This is a genomic window from Vibrio alginolyticus NBRC 15630 = ATCC 17749, assembly GCF_000354175.2.
Taxonomy (GTDB): Bacteria; Pseudomonadota; Gammaproteobacteria; order Enterobacterales; family Vibrionaceae; genus Vibrio; species Vibrio alginolyticus.
The window spans coordinates 2,519,448-2,541,185 of record NC_022349.1 but is presented as its reverse complement, the minus strand read 5'-3'; the positions used below and the strand labels follow the sequence as shown (position 1 = coordinate 2,541,185).

Annotated in this window: 21 protein-coding genes; 7 read left to right on the top strand and 14 right to left on the bottom strand. The window is 46.9% G+C overall.

Annotation, left to right across the window (positions count from 1 at the left end):
- The first annotated feature begins 223 nt into the window (after nucleotides 1-223).
- Nucleotides 224-2,305 carry an ATP-dependent DNA helicase RecG gene (recG, locus tag N646_RS11675; protein WP_017820701.1) on the top strand — a complete coding sequence of 694 codons (2,082 nt, stop codon included), beginning with the start codon at nucleotides 224-226 and terminating at the stop codon, nucleotides 2,303-2,305.
- A 232-nt stretch (nucleotides 2,306-2,537) separates the two neighbouring features.
- Nucleotides 2,538-3,926, top strand: a complete 1,389-nt coding sequence (locus N646_RS11670) for a uracil-xanthine permease family protein (protein WP_005379335.1) — start codon at nucleotides 2,538-2,540, stop codon at nucleotides 3,924-3,926.
- A gap of 74 nt (nucleotides 3,927-4,000) precedes the next feature.
- On the opposite strand, the gene envZ is transcribed toward N646_RS11670, so the two are convergent.
- The 5 genes from envZ to N646_RS11645 form a co-directional block, all read right to left on the bottom strand.
- Nucleotides 4,001-5,293 (bottom strand): two-component system sensor histidine kinase EnvZ, encoded by a 1,293-nt coding sequence (gene envZ / locus N646_RS11665; RefSeq protein ID WP_017820700.1) that lies wholly within the window; start codon nucleotides 5,291-5,293, stop codon nucleotides 4,001-4,003.
- Nucleotides 5,294-5,395: 102 nt separating this feature from the next.
- Entirely contained in the window at nucleotides 5,396-6,115 is a 720-nt protein-coding gene (ompR, locus tag N646_RS11660; RefSeq protein ID WP_005379333.1) for an osmolarity response regulator transcription factor OmpR, read from the bottom strand.
- A 129-nt stretch (nucleotides 6,116-6,244) separates the two neighbouring features.
- A complete protein-coding gene (locus N646_RS11655) occupies nucleotides 6,245-6,640 on the bottom strand; it encodes a DUF1090 domain-containing protein (protein ID WP_005379332.1) in 396 nt (131 codons plus the stop codon).
- Nucleotides 6,641-6,745: 105 nt separating this feature from the next.
- Nucleotides 6,746-7,237: a transcription elongation factor GreB gene (gene greB / locus N646_RS11650; RefSeq protein ID WP_005379321.1), complete on the bottom strand. Its 492-nt coding sequence runs from the start codon at nucleotides 7,235-7,237 to the stop codon at nucleotides 6,746-6,748.
- Between the two features lie 117 nt (nucleotides 7,238-7,354).
- Entirely contained in the window at nucleotides 7,355-9,235 is a 1,881-nt protein-coding gene (locus tag N646_RS11645) for an ATP-dependent zinc protease family protein (protein ID WP_021034092.1), read from the bottom strand.
- Nucleotides 9,236-9,464: 229 nt separating this feature from the next.
- Between N646_RS11645 and N646_RS11640 the strand changes: the two genes are divergently transcribed.
- Nucleotides 9,465-11,786: a Tex family protein gene (locus N646_RS11640; RefSeq protein WP_017820698.1), complete on the top strand. Its 2,322-nt coding sequence runs from the start codon at nucleotides 9,465-9,467 to the stop codon at nucleotides 11,784-11,786.
- A 104-nt stretch (nucleotides 11,787-11,890) separates the two neighbouring features.
- On the opposite strand, the gene N646_RS11635 is transcribed toward N646_RS11640, so the two are convergent.
- Together N646_RS11635 and bioH are read right to left on the bottom strand one after the other, a co-directional pair.
- On the bottom strand, nucleotides 11,891-12,355 hold the full coding sequence (locus N646_RS11635) for a hypothetical protein (RefSeq protein WP_005379316.1): 465 nt from the start codon (nucleotides 12,353-12,355) through the stop codon (nucleotides 11,891-11,893).
- A gap of 124 nt (nucleotides 12,356-12,479) precedes the next feature.
- Nucleotides 12,480-13,247: a pimeloyl-ACP methyl ester esterase BioH gene (bioH, locus tag N646_RS11630; RefSeq protein WP_021707605.1), complete on the bottom strand. Its 768-nt coding sequence runs from the start codon at nucleotides 13,245-13,247 to the stop codon at nucleotides 12,480-12,482.
- An 84-nt stretch (nucleotides 13,248-13,331) separates the two neighbouring features.
- Between bioH and N646_RS11625 the strand changes: the two genes are divergently transcribed.
- The 4 genes from N646_RS11625 to cysQ all read left to right on the top strand — a co-directional run bounded on the left by N646_RS11625 (nucleotide 13,332) and on the right by cysQ (nucleotide 16,357).
- On the top strand, nucleotides 13,332-14,057 hold the full coding sequence (locus tag N646_RS11625; RefSeq protein WP_025998648.1) for an amidophosphoribosyltransferase: 726 nt from the start codon (nucleotides 13,332-13,334) through the stop codon (nucleotides 14,055-14,057).
- Nucleotides 14,058-14,154: 97 nt separating this feature from the next.
- Nucleotides 14,155-14,739 (top strand): Fe-S biogenesis protein NfuA, encoded by a 585-nt coding sequence (gene nfuA, locus N646_RS11620; RefSeq protein ID WP_005379313.1) that lies wholly within the window; start codon nucleotides 14,155-14,157, stop codon nucleotides 14,737-14,739.
- A 176-nt stretch (nucleotides 14,740-14,915) separates the two neighbouring features.
- Nucleotides 14,916-15,485, top strand: a complete 570-nt coding sequence (gene nudE / locus N646_RS11615) for an ADP compounds hydrolase NudE (protein ID WP_005379309.1) — start codon at nucleotides 14,916-14,918, stop codon at nucleotides 15,483-15,485.
- Nucleotides 15,486-15,529: 44 nt separating this feature from the next.
- Nucleotides 15,530-16,357 (top strand): 3'(2'),5'-bisphosphate nucleotidase CysQ, encoded by an 828-nt coding sequence (cysQ, locus tag N646_RS11610; RefSeq protein ID WP_005379308.1) that lies wholly within the window; start codon nucleotides 15,530-15,532, stop codon nucleotides 16,355-16,357.
- 303 nt (nucleotides 16,358-16,660) lie between these two features.
- Here the strand turns inward: cysQ and N646_RS11605 are convergent, their stop codons facing one another.
- The 7 genes from N646_RS11605 to N646_RS11575 are packed head-to-tail and all read right to left on the bottom strand — an operon-like array spanning nucleotide 16,661 to nucleotide 21,736.
- Nucleotides 16,661-17,422 (bottom strand): type II secretion system protein N, encoded by a 762-nt coding sequence (locus N646_RS11605; RefSeq protein ID WP_017820696.1) that lies wholly within the window; start codon nucleotides 17,420-17,422, stop codon nucleotides 16,661-16,663.
- Nucleotide 17,423: 1 nt separating this feature from the next.
- On the bottom strand, nucleotides 17,424-17,915 hold the full coding sequence (locus N646_RS11600; protein WP_005379305.1) for a type II secretion system protein M: 492 nt from the start codon (nucleotides 17,913-17,915) through the stop codon (nucleotides 17,424-17,426).
- Nucleotides 17,916-17,922: 7 nt separating this feature from the next.
- A complete protein-coding gene (gspL, locus tag N646_RS11595) occupies nucleotides 17,923-19,125 on the bottom strand; it encodes a type II secretion system protein GspL (protein ID WP_017820694.1) in 1,203 nt (400 codons plus the stop codon).
- Nucleotides 19,094-20,104 (bottom strand): type II secretion system minor pseudopilin GspK, encoded by a 1,011-nt coding sequence (gene gspK, locus N646_RS11590; RefSeq protein ID WP_017820693.1) that lies wholly within the window; start codon nucleotides 20,102-20,104, stop codon nucleotides 19,094-19,096. The genes gspL and gspK overlap by 32 nt, the downstream gene beginning before the upstream one ends.
- On the bottom strand, nucleotides 20,097-20,774 hold the full coding sequence (gene gspJ / locus N646_RS11585) for a type II secretion system minor pseudopilin GspJ (RefSeq protein ID WP_017820692.1): 678 nt from the start codon (nucleotides 20,772-20,774) through the stop codon (nucleotides 20,097-20,099). The genes gspK and gspJ overlap by 8 nt, the downstream gene beginning before the upstream one ends.
- Complete coding sequence (gspI, locus tag N646_RS11580) at nucleotides 20,761-21,150, bottom strand: type II secretion system minor pseudopilin GspI (protein ID WP_017820691.1); 390 nt, start codon at nucleotides 21,148-21,150, stop codon at nucleotides 20,761-20,763. Before gspI ends, gspJ begins: the two co-directional genes overlap by 14 nt.
- Nucleotides 21,137-21,736 (bottom strand): prepilin-type N-terminal cleavage/methylation domain-containing protein, encoded by a 600-nt coding sequence (locus N646_RS11575; RefSeq protein WP_017635010.1) that lies wholly within the window; start codon nucleotides 21,734-21,736, stop codon nucleotides 21,137-21,139. The genes gspI and N646_RS11575 overlap by 14 nt, the downstream gene beginning before the upstream one ends.
- Nucleotides 21,737-21,738: the final 2 nt, after the last annotated feature.

Sequence of the window (21,738 nt, the reverse complement as noted above, 5' to 3'; positions counted from 1 at the left end):
GGAGCGTGGTTCAGGATCTAATTCTCAAATATACAGATGCTGATAGTGTTAACTTCAGCGACATACTTGTTGAAAATAGAATCCTGATGTCGCTAAAGCTCCTCGGAATGATAGGTTATCAGTCAAATCATGACACTAACTAAAGCATGACTATTTTTTCCTGTACAAAAACACAGCTCCATGGTTAACATACTGCTATGTTAACCATTTTCTTGAGCCCTCTATGTCCGCCCAAATGTTATCTGCCGTCCCATTAACCTCCCTTTCTGGAGTTGGCGCGAAAGTCGCAGAAAAACTCGCCAAAGTTGGCTTACATAGCGTTCAAGATTTGCTGTTTCACCTTCCGTTACGCTACGAAGATCGTACTCGTATTTACCCTATTGCCAAACTGCATGCTGGCCTTTGGGCGGCAGTGCAAGGTAAGGTCATGGCAGTCGACACCATCTTCGGTAAGCGCAAAATGCTAACGGTAAAAATCAGCGACGGTAATGGCACTATCACGCTGCGCTTTTTCAACTTTACCGCAGCCATGAAGAACAATTTCACGCAAGGTAAGTTAGTACATGCTTACGGTGAAATTAAGCGCGGTGGCATGGGTTTGGAAATTGTTCATCCTGACTACAAGTTTTACGTCAGCGAGCAAAAGCCCGATGTAGAACAGAGCTTAACCCCTGTTTATCCCACCACCGATGGTTTACGCCAAATCACATTACGCAACCTTACCGAACAAGCTTTAGCCCTGCTTGATAAAACCGCAGTGCAGGAATTACTTCCAGCGGGGTTGTATGACCATCAAATCACGATGTCGCAAGCGCTGCACACCATTCATCGCCCACCACCAACCATTAATTTAGATGAGTTTGACGAAGGCAAACATCCTGCCCAAATCCGCTTGATCATGGAAGAGTTGCTCGCACAAAACTTATCGATGCTAGCGGTGCGTAGCAAAGGTCAGAAGGATTCAGCGCTACCTCTCGGTCCTTGTAATAAACTAAAAACGCAGCTTTTAGCCCAACTGCCTTTCTCTCCTACAAACGCTCAAACCCGAGTAGTACAAGAGATTGAAGCCGATCTAGAAAAACCGCACCCAATGATGCGATTAGTGCAAGGCGATGTTGGTTCGGGGAAAACGTTGGTTGCCGCTTTGGCCGCTGTTAGAGCCATTGAGCATGGCCATCAGGTGGCACTCATGGCGCCAACCGAACTATTGGCCGAGCAACACGCTATCAACTTCGCAAACTGGTTTGAAACCATGGGCATTCAAGTCGGTTGGTTAGCGGGCAAACTCAAAGGTAAGGCAAAGGAAGCCGAGCTGGCTCGTATTGCCAGTGGTGAAGCGCAAATGGTAGTGGGTACTCACGCGCTATTCCAAGAGCACGTTGAATTTCATCACCTTGCTTTGGTCATCATTGATGAACAGCACCGCTTCGGTGTCCACCAACGTTTAGAGCTGCGTGAGAAAGGTGCAAAACAAGGCGCTTATCCACATCAGCTCATCATGACAGCAACGCCGATTCCGCGAACGTTAGCCATGACTGCTTATGCTGACTTAGAAACGTCGGTGATTGATGAGTTACCGCCAGGTCGAACACCAATCCAGACTGTCGCGATTCCAGATACCAAACGCAATGATATCGTCGAACGTGTCCGAAATGCCTGCTTAAACGAAGGCAAGCAGGCATATTGGGTGTGTACCCTGATTGATGAGTCGGAAGTATTAGAAGCGCAAGCCGCGGCAGATACCGCAGAAGAGCTTCAACGTAAACTGCCGGACGTAAAAATTGGTCTAGTGCACGGACGAATGAAGCCGGCAGAGAAACAAGCGGTGATGCAAGACTTCAAAGACAATAAACTGCATTTGCTGGTCGCAACGACAGTGATTGAAGTTGGTGTGGATGTGCCAAACTCTAGCTTGATGATCATAGAAAACCCTGAACGTCTTGGTTTGGCACAATTACACCAGTTAAGAGGTCGCGTGGGCCGAGGTTCCGTTGCTAGCCATTGTGTGCTGCTGTACCACTCTCCGCTGTCAAAAACCGCGCAAAAACGTCTCGGAGTACTACGTGAAAGTAACGATGGCTTCGTCATTGCGCAGAAAGACCTAGAAATTCGTGGCCCTGGAGAACTATTGGGTACAAAGCAGACAGGTCTTGCTGATTTCAAAATCGCAGACTTAGTTCGAGATCAACGCCTGATTCCCGAAGTTCAGCGCATTGCGCGTCATATTCATGACAATTACCCGTCTAACGCAACAGCGATTATCGATCGCTGGTTGGGTGAGCGGGATATTTACTCCAAAGCGTAATGATTGAAAGCGAGCCAAATGGCTCGTTTTTTAATGCGCCAAAAACAAAGCAAACGTTTGCTTTTTGAGTAAATCTCTCTATAATCGCGCACAAATTTTTAAGTGTGTTAGATCACACTCCACCAACCTGAGTTGACTCTGATTAACAGCAATCACAGGTAACGACGTCAACTCCACCCTGCTCTCCCATTCAGCGAGAACTAGGGAAATATTGCGACTAGCGAGACAAACAATGACAACTTCAAACCGATCTTCGGAACTGGTCTATCAACTCAACGATCGACCACCTTTGCCTCAAACCATTTTTGCCGCACTTCAGCACTTATTGGCGATGTTCGTCGCGGTTATCACTCCGTCACTGATCATCTGTCAGTCTTTGGGTGTACCAGCAGACCAAACGAATACCATCATCAGCATGTCTTTGTTTGCGTCAGGCGTGTCTTCGTTTATTCAAATTCGCACCGTTGGCCCAATTGGCTCTGGTTTGCTCTCTGTTCAAGGCACCAGCTTTAACTTTTTAGGTCCTATTATTGGTGCAGGCCTATCGCTGAAAGCCGGTGGAGCAGACATCAGCACCATGATGGCTGCCATTTTTGGTACGATTTTAGTCGCATCATTTGCAGAAATTTTCCTATCTCGCGTATTGGAGCATGCCCGCCGAATCATCACTCCGCTCGTTTCAGGCATCGTCGTCACTCTTATCGGCCTCACACTGATTCAAGTCGGCTTAGTATCAATGGGCGGTGGCTACGCAGCATTAAATGAAGGAACCTTCGGCAGCTTAGACAAACTTGCTCTGGCTGGGACGGTACTTGGATTAATTGTGATTTTAAACCGCTCGAAAAACCCATACATCCGTGTGGCTTCAATCGTGATTGCGATGCTAGTGGGTTACATCATGGCGTATTTTATGGGGATGGTAGATACCTCTCAGCTAGGCGCAACCGAGATCGTAGCACTGCCCGTACCAATGCAATATGGCTTATCGTTTGACTGGTCTCTGTTCATTCCGCTGGTACTGATTTTCTTTATTACCGCACTAGAGGCCATCGGTGATATTACCGCAACATCTGAAGTGTCTGGTGAGCCAGTAAAAGGCCCAGTGTACATGAAACGCATTAAGGGCGGTGTGTTAGCAGACGGCTTAAACTCCGCAATCGCAGCCGTTTTCAACAGCTTCCCGAACTCAACGTTTAGCCAGAATAACGGCATCATCATGCTAACAGGAGTCGCGAGCCGCTACGTGGGTTACTTTATTTCTGGCATGTTAGTGATTCTTGGCTTGTTTCCTGGCGTCGCTAGCTTTGTTCAGCTGATTCCTGAGCCAGTACTTGGCGGCGCAACGATTGTCATGTTTGGTACGATTGCTGCCGCTGGTGTGCGTATTATCTCTCGTGTTGAGCTCGATCGCCGCGCAATTCTGATCATGGCCTTATCCTTCTCAATGGGACTTGGTATCGCACAAAAACCAGAGATCCTGCAATTTATGCCAGAATTTATTAAGAGTATTTTCTCAACTGGTGTTGCAGCAGGTGGCATCACAGCGATCATTTTAAATCTACTTCTGCCAGAGAAACTGGAAGACGAAGATGAACTTCCTCAGGAAGTGAAAGAGTCTTAAGATTATTGAGAATAAGAAAAGCCCAACCTATTTAGGTTGGGCTTTTTGTTTAAAGGGTGCGGGCCATCGTCGACTTACTTGGTAGGAAAGCTGATTTGAGCGATTAAACCGCCTTCACTGCGATTACGCATCACCACAGAGCCTGAATGTTGGCTGATTATACGCTTCACAATCGCCAACCCTAGCCCAGTGCCTTCACTACCGCGAGCGGTGTCACCACGCGTAAAGGGTTCAAATAACCTCGCGATTTGAGAATGCTCGATACCCGGTCCGTTGTCCTCTACTGAAATCCACACTAGCTGCTTATCTGCTGTCACACCAGTGCTGATTTTGACCCAGCCATTGCCATAGCGTAGCGCATTCACAACTAAGTTACTGATCGCCCGCTTAATCGCAATCGCGCTTCCTTTGGCTGGCGGCAAGTTAAGATTAAGATCTGTTTCAATTTCAACCTCATAACCACCTTCAGAACTGGCGACGTCACTGGCAATCGTACTGATATCAACCGCTTCAAACGATTCTTGGTTCACCGGTTTGAGGTAATCCATAAACTGACTGATGATCTCATTACATTCTTCCGTATCGCTAATGATCCCCTCCGCAAGATAGCTGTCCTCAGGAGACATCATTTCTGTCGCTAGGCGAATACGCGTCAGAGGTGTTCGTAAGTCATGGCTAATCCCTGCCATTAATAAGGCTCGGTCTTCTTCTAGCTCTTGAATACCTTTCGACATTTGATTAAAGGCTCGAGTTACAGAGCGAATCTCCGATGCGCCTTTCTCTGCTAAGGGGGGCGGGATCTCACCTCGACCGACGTCTTTCGCGGCTCTCTCTAAAGCCAAAAGTGGACGGTTTTGCAAACGAATAAACAACCAACCACCTGCAATGATCAGCAGCGCCATAATCAAGCTGTTACGAAACAGCGGGGCAAAATCTTCTTCTTGCAGCTCAGATAACGGAATACGAATGATGGAGTTCGGCAACTTTTCGATGTGCATCCACAAAATGTAACTTTCATCGCCAAGCAATAAGCGCACTTCTGTGGGCGAACCCAGCTCTTGGCTCATTTCTTCAGACATCAAATCAATCGACATTGCGTGATGAAATTCAATCGCCTTATCGCTATCGAGACTATGAACCGTCACCCCTAATCTTTCTAACAATTGACGCCTTAACGGTGCATCAGACTTTAAAGGTCCTTCATCATCAAGCACCAAATTGAGCTCATGGGCGAGAATTTTATTGAACTGCTGCAAACTCGGCATCAACGCGTAGTTAAAAACGGCGTAGTAAGAGAAAACTTGGCTCGCGAGAAGCAAAGAGATGAACAGCAGAATAGATTGTGTCAGTGAACTTCGGATGCGCATGGAACGTTCCTAGTGGTCCTAATCGCGAAATTTCAGCCTTCAAAGGGAAGGTAATGAAGGCTGAAGTTGCTATAGCCAAGTGCTGGCTATGGAGTGAAGAGATTACACCTCTTTGCCGTCTGGGACGAAAACATAACCTAGGCCCCATACGGTTTGAATGTAGCGCGGCTTGCTCGGATCGTCTTCTAACATGCGACGTAAACGTGAGATTTGTACGTCAATAGAACGTTCCATTGCAGAATATTCACGGCCACGCGCCATGTTCATCAATTTGTCTCGTGACATTGGCTCACGTGCATTCATCACGAGCGCCTTTAGAACAGCAAACTCTCCAGAGGTGAGTGGCATTGCCTCGTCACCGCGGAACATCTCGCGAGTGCCTAGATTGAGTCGGAACTCCCCGAACTCCACCACTTTTTCTTCCGTGCTTGGTGCACCCGGCAACTCTACGGTTTGGCGGCGTAATACGGCCTTGATGCGAGCCAATAATTCGCGTGGGTTAAACGGTTTTGGCAAATAATCATCCGCCCCTACCTCAAGACCTACGATGCGGTCCACTTCATCACCTTTCGCGGTGAGCATTAAGATTGGCAACATATTGTTCGCGTGGCGTAGACGACGACAAATTGACAAACCGTCTTCACCTGGCAACATTAGGTCTAGCACCATTAAGTGAAAGTTTTCGCGCGTTAGTAGGCGATCCATCTGTTCGCCATTGGCGACACTTCGTACCTGAAAACCTTGCTCAGAAAGGTAACGCTCCAATAGAGCACGTAAACGAGCATCGTCATCAACCACTAAAATTTTATGATTTTCTTGCATTGAAACATCCTTTCAGAAGCGTCTATTGTCGAAAATGTATCACTGTTTTTCCTAACGTGCTCAAGCAAATTGTTACTCTTTTTATCTTAAGCGCTTTATTCTCTCTCTAGCAGATATTTTCAGCACCTACTATTGACCATAATTCCATTCCAGTTCACGTTTGGCCTCAAGCAGCTCTTGCTGTGCCTCAGCCAGCTTGTGACGTTTTTTCTCAATTTTGTCTGCTTTCCCTGAATGCTGAGCTTCGACTAATTCTTCCTCTCGCTCCTCAACTTCTTTAGTCTTTTCTTCCACTTCTGTTTGCAGCTCTTGGCGCAGCTCACCTTCCGAGCATTCATTCTGGATAGCGGAAAGTGCTTGCTCCAAGCCTTTAATGCGATGCTCATTACCTTGCGCTTTTGCATACTCAAGCTGCTGCTCTACCGCTAACTCTTTAGCGTCACAGCCTTTCACTTCATCTTGAGCAAAAACTGAAAGTGAGAAACCTATTGTTAGTGCAGCACTACACATGACTGCTTTGTTCATTTTACTTCTCCGAGAAAGGCACCATGCCTTTATACCAAATATTCTGACGTTGAGACCCAAGTCACTTCTAGTGAACTTCATGAGACTTGAATCGGTGATAAAGCCTCAGTCTTCCGAGGCCGGTTGAGTGTATTCAATTGAGTTGATGAACCACTCTTTTTCACCTTCTGGGGTGCGTACCGTGAACTCTTCATCCACTTGTTTTTTCAACATCGCTCGCGCCATAGGTGAATCGATAGAGATGTAGTCTTTCGCATCGCCATAAATCTCTTCAGGCCCGACAATACGAAACTTTTTCACTTCTCCTGCCTCATTTTCTATTTCCACCCATGCACCAAAAAAGACTTTGCCTTCTTGTTGCGGAGAATAGTCAACGATCGTGACTTCTGGCAGGAATTTACGAAGGAAGCGGACACGACGGTCGATCTGACGGAGTAAACGTTTATTGAAGGTGTAATCCGCATTTTCTGAGCGATCGCCCAGGCTCGCAGCCCAAGTGACGATCTTGGTGATTTCCGGGCGCTTTTCATTCCAAAGGTAATCATGCTCTTGTTTGAGTTTGTTGTAACCTTCTCGTGTAATCAGCTTAGTTTTCAAATTAACTCCTATCTCAACTAAAAAATGCTGCTCTTTGGCAGCATTAAGGAGATGATATACCCAAAGATCCAATGTTTTTCAGGCTTTGGGTATCAAGGTGATAAGGCGGCCAGAGTGTTACTTTTCGTAATCCGGTTTTTGCGTCACGATGTAATTCGTATCACTCGAAACAACCGCGCCATGTTTTAGGAAGTTTTTACCTAAAATCATGCTGTAATGGAAGCGACCTCGGTCCTGTAAGTTGACTCGGATCTTCTTCTCTAATTCGCCAAGCTTAACATGCATTTCAACCACAGGGCGTACGTTCGCTTTCTCGCCTTTCTTCGCTTTAATACGCATGACGTCAACAACAGGCTTAGTAAACGCCTGTTTCATGCCAAGATCGTTCTCATAGGTAAAGCTCACCATGTCTTTGCCGTCTTTCTTAAACTGCTTGATGTTCTTAGCATTGATTGAGCTTACATCTGCACCCGTGTCTAACTTCACAGGGAAAGACATCCCCTCAACTTCCGCCACTTCGATATGGCCAGCTTTGAAAAGTGGCCTTACATCTAGTAGATGGTCTGCGCGAGTGTTCAGCAACACACCCCCCTTGGCTATGTCATGACCAAAGACGAAAAAGGGTTGAGTGTCACCCTCATCAAGCACATCGAGCGCAAACTTCATTGATGTGTCTTTCCTACCGAGAAGAAAGTCTCCTTCAACAACAGGGCGCACCGCGCTGCCAACCTTGAGCTTTTTCAACACTGGTTTGGTGATTTTTTCTTCTTTCCCCTCATCGTTCATTAAATAAAACGTGACGGACTCATCCTTACCTTTTTCTGTTACTTCAAACCCATTTACACGCAGTAATGGCGTTTTCACAGTAAAAGTGGGGTAAGCAGGGACGGTATAACCATCAATGGTGACCTGTTCTTCTGGTGAAACGACAAGAGGTTTTGATTTGAGCGCGCTTTTGAACGTTTTTTCTACGCCACCCAGTAGATTTTCTCTGTCCGTATCAATAACAAAGTGCTGACTCGCGACGTCCCGACCTAAGTGAATTTGCGAACTGAACTTACTGCGATCACGCAGATACACCAACCAACGTTGAGTTTCATTTTCGCCGACTTTGACGGGTAAATAGACTAAAGGGCGCTCGCTTTTGGTCGTTTTCAGCATTCGTACCAAGGGTAATGTCATTGGATGACGCTTGCCATTCTCGCCCTCTAACATAAAAGAGACTTCGTTATGCTTTTTGTCTACCTTGATGTCCAGTGCATGGACGTTGGTATAACGGCTAGAAGTTGAGATGCTGATCTTATATGGCACACCTTCGACTTCAACCGTCTCTTTTTTGCCAATCATTTTTGCGCGTGGCTGTTCTTGAAGGTAATCGTAACCAGCGAAGACCCATGCGTTATCATCGAGATAGGTTTTACCAATCAAGATAGGAGAAGAGAATTGCGTACGCTTGGTCAGGTTCACTTCCGTATCAACGGTGTGACCAGCGATTGTCATCGGCATTTTTATTGTCGGGCGTAGGATGGGCTTTTTGCTTGTTCGGCTGCGAATCGCGCTCACTCTTTCCAGATCATCGGTAATCTGTATTTCCTTCCCTGTATAAGGGTGAGGAACCGTAAAGCTAACCTTTACTTGATATGGCTTAAAGCTGTCGGCGTCCCACTTTGCCTTCGTACCACCTAAGTCATCGACAATCGCCCAAAGTAACTCGTTATCTTTCAAATCTTGGTAATCTGGGTGTGAGCTACTGACATGGATATTCTCCGCATGCATCGATGTCGTATCTGCACCAGTATCAATCTTGCCAATAAATGGCACCGCTTTTAGTTCCGGAATGTCACTGTAGTAGACGCTCTCCACACGCCCTAGTACCAATTTGTTATCGAGCTGATAAACGGGAGCTTGTGTGGTTCCTGAGATAGATTGCGCCCAACTAAGCGGGGCGACAAGTAAGGCACTCGTAAGCGCTAACGCCAAAGACATTTTTTTCATCATGATTATCCGTATAAGCCGAGGTACATTTAGTGATATCAACAACCGTGGAATTAGGTTAGTCGATAACTGCGGATATAAGTTCTCAATTTAATTACAGTTTTGACATAAATCTGACTGATGTCCACCAGCGCCCGGTAAATTTTTGCCTCGTTAATTTAAAACATTGCAAATTCTTCGAATGACCCCAATGTTCTATACAACCCAAACCGAATTAAAAGAGAAAACACGGATGAGCCAAGCTATCTGTCGCATGATTGCTCAAGAACTGAATGTTCGCCCAGAGCAAGTCAACGCCGCTGTCACCCTAATTGATGATGGCAACACTGTCCCTTTTATTGCTCGTTACCGCAAAGAGGTGACGGGGGGCCTTGATGATACCCAGCTGCGTACTTTGGACAGCCGTCTGTCTTACCTTCGTGAAATGGATGATCGCCGTCAAACCATCCTCAAATCAATCCAAGAGCAAGGCAAACTGACGCCAGAGCTAGAACAAGAGATCGCGCAGGCAGACAGCAAAACTCGTCTTGAAGACTTATACCTACCTTACAAACCCAAGCGTCGTACGAAAGGTCAGATCGCGATTGAGGCTGGTCTTGAGCCACTCGCAGATCAACTTTGGAATCATCCACAAACCGAGCCAGAAAGCGAAGCAAGCAAATACCTTGATGCAGACAAAGGCATCGCAGACACCAAAGCTGCATTGGATGGCGCTCGCGCGATCATCATGGAGCGCATCGCAGAAGACGCAAACTTACTGGAAAAAATTCGCAACCACTTAAATCGCAATGCGGAACTGGTTTCACGAGTCGTTGAAGGCAAAGAGCAAGAAGGCGAGAAGTTTAAAGATTACTTCAACCACAACGAGCCCCTAAGCAAAGTGCCATCGCACCGCGCACTGGCGATGCTACGCGGCCGTAACGAAGGCTTCCTGACATTGGCGATGAACGCTGATCCAGAACAGGAAGAAGGCGCTCGTCAGTCTTACTGCGAAACGATTATCGCCGACCATTATGGCGTAACGCTAAGCAGCGCACCGGCGGATACCTGGCGTAAGCAAGTGATCAGCTGGGCATGGCGCATCAAAGTATCGATGCACATGGAAACCGAGCTAATGGGCGCAATGAAAGAGCGCGCTGAAATCGAAGCGATTGAAGTATTCGCCACTAACCTAAAAGACTTGTTGATGGCAGCACCGGCTGGCCCTCGTGCAACACTTGGCCTCGATCCGGGTCTGCGTACAGGTTCAAAAATCGCGGTTGTCGACTCAACAGGTAAAGTGCTTGCAACCGAAACCATCTACCCTCACCCACCACAAAAACAATACGACAAGTCAGCACAAATCGTTGATCAGTTGGTGCGTAAGTACAATGTGGATTTGATTGCGATTGGTAACGGTACGGCTTCACGTGAAACCGACAGCTTTGTCGCAGACGTCATCAAACGTGGCAACCTGAAAGTTCAGAAGATCATCGTAAGTGAAGCGGGGGCTTCGGTTTACTCTGCGTCTGAGCTTGCAGCAAAAGAGTTCCCGAATATGGACGTATCACTGCGTGGTGCAGTGTCGATTGCACGTCGTTTGCAAGATCCATTGGCTGAACTCGTGAAAATTGATCCGAAATCTATTGGTGTGGGTCAATACCAGCACGATGTAAGCCAATCTATGTTGGCAAAACGCCTAGATGCGATTGTGGAAGACTGTGTAAACGCGGTTGGTGTTGATGTGAACACTGCTTCTGCGGCGCTACTGACGCGCGTAGCAGGCTTATCAAGCACCATCGCGCAGAACATTGTCGACTTCCGCGATGAGAACGGCCGCTTCGAAGCACGTACAACCTTGAAGAAAGTACCTCGTTTAGGTCCTAAGGCGTTCGAGCAGTGTGCGGGCTTCCTGCGTATTATGGATGGTAAGAACCCACTTGATGCGTCTGCGGTTCACCCAGAAGCGTACCCAGTGGTCAAAGCGATTTCTGAGAAGAACAACAAAGACATCAAAGCACTGATTGGTGATTCAAGCTTCCTTAAAGGTCTGCATGCGGTCGATTACACCGACGATAACTTCGGCGTTCCAACCATTACAGACATCATCAAAGAGTTAGACAAGCCGGGTCGTGACCCACGTCCAGAATTCAAAACGGCGACCTTTGCAGAAGGTGTAAACTCGGTATCTGACTTGGAACCGGGCATGATTCTAGAAGGCGTGGTGTCTAACGTAGCCAACTTCGGTGCCTTCGTTGATATCGGCGTTCACCAAGATGGTCTTGTGCATATTTCTGCACTGACAGATCGTTATGTGTCTGACCCACGTGAAGTGGTGAAAGCGGGCGACATCGTCAAAGTGAAAGTGATGGAAGTTGACGTGCAGCGTAAGCGTATTGGTCTATCGATGCGTATGAACGACGAACCGGGTCAAGACAACCGCAGCCAACGCTCATCAGCAGCGCCACGTCGTAATGACCAACCGCAGCGTCGTCAGCCTCGCCGTGATGATTCGTCATCGAACAGCGCGATGGGCGGTGCGTTTGCTGCAGCGTTTGCTAAAGCGAAAAAGTAACCTTACCTAGGCTTCACCGCTAACGAGCTTTCATAACTAAAAAGAAAACGCTCCAATCAGTCAACCTGCTTGGAGCGTTTTTGTTTGAGTAGGATATTGAGTCGTCATAATACTGCTATCACTTCTGACGGGGTATGGGGAGCGACTGCATGACCATAATGAAACTTGATCACCTTCCTGCGCTTTTCCATTAATCCTTCATTGATCGCAGCATCCAAAATGCGCTTTGGTAAGCGAAAGCGGATCGCGTAGCCTTTCCCCTGGTCTTCACTATACGATTTGAGCGCAAGCAAACTAAAAAGCCGTTCTAGTGTATCTTCCGGCTCTTCTTGATAACGCGTGTCGACTTCCGTTTCCATATCATAATCAGGATGCTCTGAAGGATCCCAAGAAGACTGACGTCGGCGCTTGTCATCACCTTTTACTTTTCGCTCTGCATTGGTTTTGGCCAATGCGACCGTTGGCGTTACAGGCTCTCGGACTTTATTGTCGCGAGCTGCTTGTTCCGTCTGCACATTCACGGATGGGGCGATCAGTGGCACACTTACGTTGGTCGGTGACACAATCATTGCGAACCCTCCTCAGAGTCGCCCAACTCGTCAATATGGCTTAGCTTTATTGGCTAATAAAACCTCACCAGCCTTTATATCGACCACTTTTTAAACAACTTGAGGTGTTTCCGCTCGCACTTGCTCAATCGTGAGCAAACTCTCGGATTTGAACACAAAATTCGTCATGTTCGGTGATAAAAGGCGCATGAGAGGACTGATTAAAAACAAACTGCTGGGTATGAGGCAACTGTTCACTTAAATCGTTAGCTACTTTAATTGGCACCAACCCATCTAAACGGCCATAAAGACGCAACATTGGAACAGAAAGAGACGTCAACGCATCGCGCAGATCCACATCAGCAAGGATGTTTAGCCCAACCAACAGCGATTCAGGGTTTGGCTGAGGGCGCGATAGTATCGCTTGCTTGAGCTGTTTAACGTCTTTACGCGCTGATGGGCTGCCCATCGCTTGCAACGCCATAAAGCGCTCAATGGTCAGTGAGAAATCTTCTAGCAACTGAGAGGTGAACGCACTCAGTACATTCGGTTGAATGCCGCGCCACGGTTTTTCTGCGGCAAATTTAGGTGAGCTGGCAACCGTAATCAACTTAGCCACGCGCTCGGGCATATTTAATGCCACATGCGTCGCCACTAAACCTCCGAGGGACCAACCAAGCCAAATCGCTTTCTCTGGCGCACCTTGCACCACCAAGTTAGCAATATGGTCTAAATCTTCAGCATGAGATTCGGCGCTATGTCCGTACCCCGGAAGGTCAACCACATGAACTCGGAAATAAGGTTGAAGAGACTCGACTGTCTGCTGCCATACCGCACCATTCATGCCCCACCCATGAAGTAACACCAAATCTGGTCCCTGACCAAATGACTGCCAGTGTAATTTCGTGCTCATGCTCTCAATCTCTCCCACTTATTTTATTCCCTACGGCTTCAGCCAAGCGTTAGGCTGAGTAAAATATCATCATGAATAAACGCTATGTTATCTCATCACTGGCAAAACATCATGCATCGTGTATTGAGCAGTCAATGCGGCCTGTGTCGGTTCCCTATTCAAACACCAAGCCACACAAATACTCTGCGCTGGTGCGAGCACTGTTTAAAATACCTAACTCCGGTAAAACGATGTCAACGCTGCGGTTTATCATTACAGAAAGAAGAAATGAGTACGGATAGTATTTGTGGTGAATGTCTTTCAGAGCCACCGCCATGGCAAAGGCTATACACGTTAGGCGATTACGACTTTCCCCTTTCACGGGAAGTACAACGCTTTAAAGATCACGGAGAGTCTTGGCATGTAAAAGCATTAACCGAGCAACTGGCACAGCGCATCACCACGCCAGCTCCAATCATTACCAGTGTGCCATTGCACTGGCAGCGTTACCTGCGCCGGGGTTTTAATCAAAGTGATGTTTTAGCCCGACACCTCGCCAAGCAATTGCAGACTAATTTTGATGCGAAGGTCTTTCGTCGAGTAAAGCTCGCCCAATCACAGCGTGGTAATACCAAAACAAGCCGTGAACAAAACTTAAAAGGCGCGTTTATTCTCAATAAGCAACCTCACTCTTCCCATGTTGCCATCGTCGATGATGTAGTCACCACAGGCAGTACCGTCCGACAATTATGTCATTTACTACTTGAAGTTGGCGTAGAAAGCATCGATATTTACTGCATCTGCAGAACACCTGCTCCTCGTTCTCTCTAGATCGCTTCGCCATGCCTTAGCATCAAAAAGACTAGACCCATACGTCAACAAGAGTAGAATAGCAGCAGTAACCTACAAATTTACTCGGGTATTCGTCGTGTCAAATATTACTATTACAGAAACTGCGCAAACGCATTTCGCTAACCTTTTAGGTCAACAACCTGAAGGCACTAACATTCGTATTTTCGTTGTGAACCCAGGTACACAAAACGCTGAGTGTGGCGTGTCTTACTGCCCACCAGAAGCAGTAGAATCGACCGACACTGAACTCTCTTACAGCGGTTTTTCAGCTTACGTGGATGAGCTAAGCCTGCCATTCCTTGAAGACGCTGAAATCGATTTTGTTACCGATAAAATGGGCTCTCAGCTAACGCTAAAAGCACCTAACGCTAAAATGCGTAAAGTTGCGGACGACGCACCACTGGTTGAGCGCGTTGAGTACGTTATCCAAACTCAAGTGAACCCACAACTTGCTGGCCACGGTGGTCACGTAAACTTGGTTGAGATCACTGAAGACGGTGTTGCGATTGTTGCATTTGGTGGTGGTTGTAATGGCTGTTCTATGGTTGACGTAACACTAAAAGAAGGCATCGAGAAAGAACTGCTAAACCAGTTCATTGGTGAACTAACCGCAGTTCGTGATGCTACAGAACATGACCGTGGTGATCACTCTTACTACTAAGAGTAAACACTGTCAGAAAATGGGAGGCTTCGGTCTCCCATTTTTGTATCGATACTGAGGTGATGCTGAGATGCTTAGCTCGACTCGTAAAATCCGCTAGAAACTCAGGCGGAGTTCTCATATATTAAGAATCTTACGCATCTCGTAAACGCCAACGACACCAAGGAGCCAGCGTCATGCCGAAACGAACCCCACCAGAGATACTCTCATGCCAGACGGTTGCAAAATCCAAACTGTTTGCTGTGGAAGCGCTCGACCTTCGTTTTTCCAATGGTGAGCACCGTACTTATGAGCGTATGAAGCCAAGTGGACGAGATGCTGTAATGGTAGTCCCTGTAACAGAACAAGGCGATTTATTACTGGTGCGTGAATACGCCGCTGGAACTGAACGCTACGAGCTAGGTTTCCCAAAAGGGCTGATTGACCCAGGAGAAACACCACACCAAGCTGCGGATCGTGAGTTAAAAGAAGAAATCGGCTTTGGCTGTAATCAGTTAACCCCGTTGAAACAAGTTATCCTCGCGCCATCTTACTTTTCGAGCAAAATGACTCTATTTTTAGGACAGGCGCTTTATCCAGAGAAGCAAGAAGGCGATGAGCCTGAACCACTGGAAATTGTGCGTTGGCCACTTGCGCAAGCCGAAGAGTTATTAACTCACATGGATTTCTGTGAAGCACGAAGCATCACAGCGCTAATGTTGGCACTGAAACACTTACCAAACACCACTCACAAGCATAACCAATAACGGTCATTAGAACCGAATAACACTGTGAGTAAGGACTATCACTTATGCCAATGACAAAAGATCTATCTCACCTACTTCCTCAAGTCATCGAGATTGCCCGCAGTGCTGGGCAAATGATCCTCGAAATATATGAAAAGAAGCAATACGAGGCCTACACCAAAAGTGACGAAACTCCCGTAACAAGTGCAGATATTGCAGCTCACAAGTTCATCACTGAACGCTTGAGTGATCTGACGCCTGACATTCCCGTGTTGTCAGAAGAAGACGCAGACATAAGCTTAGAGCAACGCGCTCAGTGGGAACGTTATTGGTTAGTCGACCCTCTTGATGGTACTCAAGAATTCATCGCTCGCAGTGGTGACTTTGCCACTATTATTGCGTTGGTCGACAACAATCGACCAACCATGGGCGTCGTTTACGGCCCTGTATCTGGCGTGACTTACTACGCTTATAATGGCAAAGGCGCCTGGAAAATTCCCGACATGTCGGACAGCGTCAAAATCCATACACACAAACACGAACAGCCAGAGCAAAGCATCGCAATTGCTATTAGTCGTCGCCAAGACATCAATCGTATTACTAACCGTATGAGTAGCGCCTGGAATTACGACTTAATACCGCTCGGTTCTGCAGCATTGAAAGCATGCCTCGTCGCGGAAGGGGCGGTAGATTGCTATCTCCGACTAGGTCCAACAGGTGAGTGGGACACCGCTGCGACACAATGCATTGTTGAAGAAGCTGGCGGACGTATTCTCAGCACGCAATTAGAACCGCTGTCATATAACGAGCGGGAAACACTAGAAAACCCGAACTTTATTGTTCTTGGTGATGCGGATTTACCTTGGAATGAGATTTTACAACGCAAAGATTAAGCGCCCTATCGGTAAAATTTAGAGCACAAAATTCTAGCAATAGAAAGGCCACGAATATCTTCGTGGCCTTTTCTTTTTGACCTTCTGTACAGCACTTGGAGTATTTGGCCTACTATGTTCCAATTGCTTGCAAAGCTGAACGAAAGAAAACAAATCAATTAAAAATCATGGTTTTAAACTTTCACTCATTCCCAATCAAGATCGAATGTACAGCGAATAGAGGTTTTAGCTTACGATGATCCAAAAGCAAAAAGAGCTGCACAATAGCAGCTCTTTTAAGATATTGGATTTTGTCACGATTGGTTAGAAGCGCCCTTGGTAATTAAACTCATATTGACCTTGAGCATTCGGCTTACCCAACCATTTCAATTGCTCCCCCATGCTGGATGGGAACTCTGCTCCAGGTTTGAACCACGCTTTGGTTGAGTATCGTTGATTAGGCATCAGCTCTGCTGAGAACGCCGCAGAGACTTGTTCGCTGCTCTGCTCACCAGTTGCCGTCAATACACTACCCTGACAGTTTATATCGGCAATCACAGGACCGAGATCTAAGCTGCCAACGGGGCTTTGAATACCACTGGCATTCCATACTAAAGTGCCTTCACCGTTCTTACACCAAGGCGCAGCATAAGTCGCATGACGAATATTCAGCTCAAGTTGCCCATCAACACCAACAGGCACAGGGAGGCGCGCTTGCTCAACAACTTTTACCGCCGGAATCGAGGCAACTAAGTTTTTGGCATAAGGGCCATCACTTAAGCTATAGCCGACAAAACCGCGCCCACGAACGTCCATTTCACTACCACGACCAAAGCGCACAGCAAACTCAGCTTTACCTGTCAGTAGACTCGACCATTGGAAATCCCAATTAACTTCTCCAAGGTTCTGGCGCTGCCAACGAATACTAGAAGCTTGACCTTGCCATACCGAACCGTTGGTTCCTTGAATGTCCAGGCCTCTCACTGTTGGTGCTTGTTGTAACACCCAAGAGACTGGTAATCCCATTAAAAGACTGACTGAAAAAAAGACGATAAAGATAACAACGTAAAGTACTGCTCGCTTCACCTTAACCTCGCTTAAACTGAAGGCGGTTTACATCGATCATGCCCGCTTGCTCTGTTCGGTCGATATCTAAAAATTCGACTTCAATACCCTGCTGCTCTTTCAAGTAACGTAACCAATCCACTAGTTGATTAAACGCGAGTGGTTTGATCCACACTTGAACGCTCTCATTACGAGGTTGTACGCGAATCAACTCAACTTTATAACGACGAGCTGAAGAAGAAACCAACTGATTCAACGGTTGACTAGAGTAGCTCACACCGCTGCTTTTTCGCAGTGCAATGATGCCATCCGCTTTATCTTGTACCCAAGCTAGCAACTGTTTTTCGCTTTGAATACGTGACTGAGCTAGCTCCGCACGTTGGCTCATTGGCTGTAATAAACCCCAATAAATAATACCGATAACGGCAATAGCGCCACATCCCATGACCAAACGCTGCTCACGCTGCGAGATGCTGCTCCACCAAACCTGAGCTTGAGAAATTAAGTTTTTCATCATCACCTCACAAACGCTTCAAAACAAAGCTGCCAACCACAACGTTATCGCTACGGTTCAACTGACCTTGCTCAACATTAAACTTCTCTGCCAATTTCACACGAGCCTGCTCAAAAGGTTGGAAGTCTGAACTACGAGCCTGAATACGTACTTCGCCACGTTGTCCGTCGTATTTAAAGCTAGTGATCTCCAAGTCGCTGACCTGACCAAGTGTCGCGGGTAATGCCGCCAACCATGACAACATTGCCTGCTGACCACTTCCACCAGATAAGCTGCGCTCTTCATCATCCATTTGTCGTTTGAGGTAACTAACGGTAGGAATGCGTCGTTTATTTGGGAACACCTGGCGGAAAATACGCTCACTCTCCTCACGATACGCTTGAGCTTGTGCTTCGTACTTATGGACCACGAGCAACTGCTGCGCAACCATAACGACGATAAGCACCCCCGCAGCAATGGTGGCTTTTTGCCAGAGCTTCCAGTATTTACCCCAAGAAGATTTCGGCTTGAAGATCCCAGTCAGCAAATTGACTTTGCTTTCTGTCACCCCCTTCGCCAGTAAAGCCATCGTCATTTCTTCTGGTTGCGGATCCCATATTTCAGGTAACGCAGATTCCGGGACCGAGCTAAAGCAATCGAGCTTCCAACCTTCATGATTTTGTAGATAAGAAGAGAGGTAAAGGTCTAACCAAGAAGCGTCGACAACCGCGCCCTCTGTCGCAGAGTGACGAATTAGCCATTGCTCGCCAATCATTGCAGCACTGCTGTGATCTCCACGAACCGGTAACGCAAGCACATCGGGTAAAATGCGTTTAATGGCGATACCTTGGCTTGAGAAACGTTGCAGTACAGTCTGAATCCAAGCACGTTCAACTGCGCAAATCTGCGCTTTATCCGCTTGTTTACCCAACACGCTAAAGTGCAGGCCATCAACGTCCTGAGCAACTTCGTCTTCCACTAAGTACGGTAACATAGCCTCGAATTGGCGTGTTGCACCAGGTGGTATATCCACTTGCGTCAGGACTACATCATTACTCGCCAACAGCGCCACAACTTGGCGCTGACCAGCATATGAGACCAATTCATCTAAGTGTTCCCACCCGGCGATTTCACCGCTAGCAATCACTTCCTGTTGATCTGTCGACCACACCACCCAAGGAATGGTACTTTGTTGTTCGCTACTCAGCCGAACGGTCAGAAACTCGCTCACTGATCCCTCCAAAACGACGGCGAACTACGGTCACCGTTTCTCTATTTGTACTTTGCAAAAGGCTTCGGATACGTACACGTGATTCATCCACCAACACTTGTGCATCCAATTCAAAAAAGGCGCTATCTACACCCAAATAGCCTTTGGCGTTTTTCTTTACATCTTCACTTAAGCCAGCCATTTCTGACTCTGCTAAAAATTCATCAATGCTATCCCACCCATCAAATGGGCGTTTTTCAATTAGCTGAATCGCATCACTACTGCTTAAGTTTGGTGAGAACATTGCCACCAAAATCGGAGCTTGCTCAACATCAATCGTATTCACGTTTAAACGCCAGTCATCACTTGGCAATGCACAGACCAACGGCTCCAATTTTTGGAAAATTTCACCACTCACCTGATAGACAGCCCGTAACTCGGAAGCATCTGCCATCCAACCATTTGATGCCAAATAGGAAGGTTTCATCGCTTCATATGTGCTGTCTTCAACCCCAGTAGTCGAACGGACAGAGTCATCAGCATCAATGTATTCCCAAGTAGAGTCTGCAATGATTTCTGCTTGATATGGCTCGACATCCAACTCTTCTAATATGCGCTGCAATACATTCACTAAATATGGTCTTGTAATTTGCTGACCCGTTGGTTGCACACGACTCAATACATTTAGATTAAAGCACGCTTGCTTGTCTCTAATTCGTCCCGCCGCTTGACCATAATCTAACGGATAGACTTGCTCTTTTATCGCCCACGGTTGACTCATATTAATCGTATCGGTGTCTTTATAACTTTGTTCGATACCCACTTTTGCTAGCGCCTCGACGCCAAGGCTGTACCAGTACGCTTGCTGGTAATTGATTTGATTAGCGCCTCGCTGAAACTGCAAGAACAAACGTTCCGACATGCTGGCGGCAACCGTCGCCATAATCGCCAGCAACATCAACACTATAATCAAAGCAACACCGCGCTGACGGTTAACCATTATTGCTGTCTCCTGAACTTTCCTCTTTCTGACTCAATGTGCCATCAGGAGTGAGATAAGTGCGGGTAATTTCTCCATAGTCTTTGAGAGTTAGAACAACAGAAACCGCTTTCGGCAGCGCTTTTTCTTCAGCCCACTCTTTTTTCCATTGCTTACCATCATAGAAACGCATATCAAATGACTCGACCTGCGTTAGCAATGGAGTAACAGTACCTTGTTGCCCAACCGGCGTATCAGGATAGCGCCACCATACTCGCTGTAGTGTTTCTTCTTTTAAGCGATAGCCAACCTTGGTTACTTCTCCACGAGGGAACTGCTGCTGAGGGTTGTGCCAACCTAAACGGGCAAACATCAGTCCTTTGGTATCGGAGTCCAACAGGTAATCGGACCAAAAAATTAGCCGGCTAGCAGGCTCTTCACCATTAGTACGTGTTTGACGCATCGCCATTTGACGAAAATCGTTATCCATCATCACCATGGCACGCTGAATTTCGTTTAAGCGTTGGGTTCGTTCTTGTGATAGCGCATTGCTACGCTGTACTTGCGATACCACTTGGTACGCAGCGACACTTAAACTGGCAAAGATGGCAATCGATACCAACACTTCAATAAGTGTAAAACCTTTTACCCTTTGGCGCGTATTTGCGCGGGGATTATTATTGCGCCACATAGCTTCGTACCGTTACTACAGGGCTCGCGCTTTTCTCTACCGAGACGCTCACATCAAATGCTTTCAGCAATGGCTGCGTCGTGGCGACTGGCGTGACTTTCCAGAACCAAGTGCGTCCTGCCAGCTCTTCTGTGCCGTTTTTCGCTTTGAGTTCTCCGGTATTCAACATCACATTTGCCATCTGATTATCCACAACCATGGCTGCAAACATTTTTTCTTCTAAATAACTGATTGTATTAATATGCTGGCTCACGGAGCGAATGACACTGATGGCAGCGGTGGCGAAAATTGCCAGTGCGACCAATACTTCCAGTAAGGTCATGCCTCTCGTCCGGCGATGACTCAAATTTGGGTGAGCTTGCTTAAAATTGCGCATTCTCATCCTCTTTCACTTCTTCGCCCGGAGCTAATAACAAAATTTGTCCACTTTCTTTGCCAATGACTCGCCAACCGTCATTAAAGGCATCACCATTTTGCGGAAAAAAAGACAGGGTAAATGGCGTGACTTCGGCGCTGGAAAATATAAACACTTGCGGTGGCTCAATTTTCTTTTCGTCCTCTTCTTCTGCGAACATGTCTTCATCAAAAAGAGAACCTGGTTTGAATAAGCGCTCATCATTATCCCAAGCACCACCTCCGAGCTCGAGTTGTAGCGTAATATCTTCTTCTAGCTTGGTTTTGCTCGGAATCTGCTTTAATTTCAGAGGCTGCCAACCTTCTGAGGTTAAACTCAGTAGAGCGTAGGTCGATTTGGCATCATCCACTCGAACGCCAAAATCTTTACCGCTCAGCACCGCTTCTTCATTGAGCAGCTGTAAACGCTGAAAAAAGCTTTGAGCATACTGTTTGGAAAGATCTTTTTGGCTAGTCGGTAACGTCGAGATCACGGCCACAGCCGTAAGAGATAGCAAAACCAGCACCAATAGAATTTCTATCAATGTAAAACCGTTATGTTTTCGCATTT